Consider the following 1,891-nt stretch of genomic DNA (forward strand, 5'->3'; position numbering starts at 1 on the left):
CATCATACCCATTCACTAATAAATATTCGTAATCGCCTAAACGCGGCTCATGATGGACGATATCCAGCTCTAAAGCGGCATCCGGCTCCATGCAGCCTGCGGTTAAAGGCATGCTCCCTTTGGCAATGGCAAGGGAGCCCGCTGCGACATTCATCATAAATGATGCTCCAAGCGTTTCGCCCGTTGCTCCCTTTATCGAGGAAACAGGTATGGAAGCAGCACGCTGGCCAAAAACCTCATGAATCGCTTGGGCTTCCGCCTTGTCGGTGTGGCGTCCACCTCCGGCAGCCAGCAAAATGCCGTCAATATCGCTAGGAGAAATGGAAGCATGCTTGAGAGCCAGATCCATTACGCGAGCGAACGACTTATAATCCGCATCTGCGCGATCTTTGCCCATGTATCCTTTCCCTATTAAACTTGCATACCCGACAACCTCGCATACGATACGCTCTGGACAGCGGGCTAATACGCTCTCCGTCTCAAGCAGCAATGCAGCGGCGCCCTCGGTCATTCTCGTTCCGCTTCTATTACTGTCCAGAGGCCTGCATAAGTAGTTTTCATCCTTAGTGACATAGTCCTGCTGCTCAAACGATTGGAGCAGCTCCTGGCAATATTCCTCTACCCCGCCGCATAATATCGCATCTGCCTTGCCGCTTTTGAGCAGATCAGACGCATATGCAATCGCATTGCTGCCCGTTAGCACGGTGCTTGCGCCCTTCAGCTTTAAACTGAGGCAAACATGTCCGATTCCCGAGTTGTATACCGTACTTGCGAATACGGTCGGACTAACCATATCGACGCCACCAGACAAAATTTGATTGCTGAGGGCCAAATTAGATACCAATGGACCGTATCCCGTCGTAAAAACAGTACCAATCCGGTTATGATCCAGTTGCTCCTGCTCGATCAAAGCTTCATCCAGCACTTGTTTCGAAGCGCTCATGGTCAACCGTGAAAACCGATCCATCCGTCTGGCAACCCGGTTTTCAATATTTTGTGGAATATCCACCGGCAGTTTAAGCTCCTCCGTCCTGACTCCTGCTTGTGCATTTATGCCTTCCCAAAATTCATCTGCACCGGACCCTGCACAGCTTATCGCTCCTACAGCCGTAACAAATATTTTATGCATATGGATTCTCCCAAATTTATGAAATTATGCACTGCGGAATTAAAGATCATTGTGAATTATTCGGAATAGCTTAAGGTCAGCAGCCCAGAAGCGACCATTTTATCGCCGACTGCAGCCGTACATTTAATCTGGTGAAAGATGTGGAAGGTCTCGACTAATTCTGCTTCTACCGCTAATGTATCGCCCGGCACAACCGGATGCATGAACTTGATTTGGTTAACCGCGCTTAAATAAAATTTGTGGGTCGCCCGGCTCTCCTCGTTGTAAAAAATAAATCCGCCGACCTGCGCCATCGTCTCAATCATGAGAACGCCTGGATAAATAGGTTCATCGGGGAAATGTCCAACTGCCCACTGCTCATTAAAGCTTATGTTTTTGTAGCCTTTGGAACGCTTCATATAAAGGGCCTCGGTAATTCGGTCTACCATGACGAACGGGTAGCGATGAGGCAGGCCTTTTGCAATATCAATGATTTCCATCCATGACAGCTCCCCAGCATGTGGTGTGTATCCGACAGCGCAAATATACCGACAAATTCAAGCCACCGGATGCTTAGACCTTTCCGACAACTATACTTGCAGAATGGCCGAAGAAAGCGTATGAGTTGGACATCGCATATTTGATCGACCGTTCCTCATAGTTCCCTTTAACAATCTGCAGGTGATGAAAGGGTTCTGGCTGCTCCTTCAGAAATGCAGTTGGAGGCACAATGCCGCGATCTATTGCAAGCAATGTCGCCGCCAGTTCTACGCTTCCTGCCGC

General features: G+C 49.0%; 2 protein-coding genes and 1 pseudogene. All 3 read right to left on the minus strand.

Annotated features, from left to right (window positions below):
• Positions 1 to 1,129, minus strand: a 1,129-nt coding sequence (locus tag ABEW34_RS31290; protein ID WP_430165591.1) for a beta-ketoacyl-[acyl-carrier-protein] synthase family protein, incomplete at its 3' end; no start/stop codon positions are given.
• A gap of 56 nt (positions 1,130 to 1,185) precedes the next feature.
• Entirely contained in the window at positions 1,186 to 1,608 is a 423-nt protein-coding gene (gene fabZ / locus ABEW34_RS31295) for a 3-hydroxyacyl-ACP dehydratase FabZ (protein WP_430165594.1), read from the minus strand.
• 73 nt (positions 1,609 to 1,681) lie between these two features.
• A pseudogene (locus ABEW34_RS31300) lies at positions 1,682 to 1,891 on the minus strand (beta-ketoacyl-[acyl-carrier-protein] synthase II); the annotation flags it as partial.

Origin of the sequence: Paenibacillus algorifonticola, assembly GCF_050481745.1 — a bacterium.
GTDB lineage: Bacteria > Bacillota > Bacilli > Paenibacillales > Paenibacillaceae > Pristimantibacillus > Pristimantibacillus algorifonticola_A.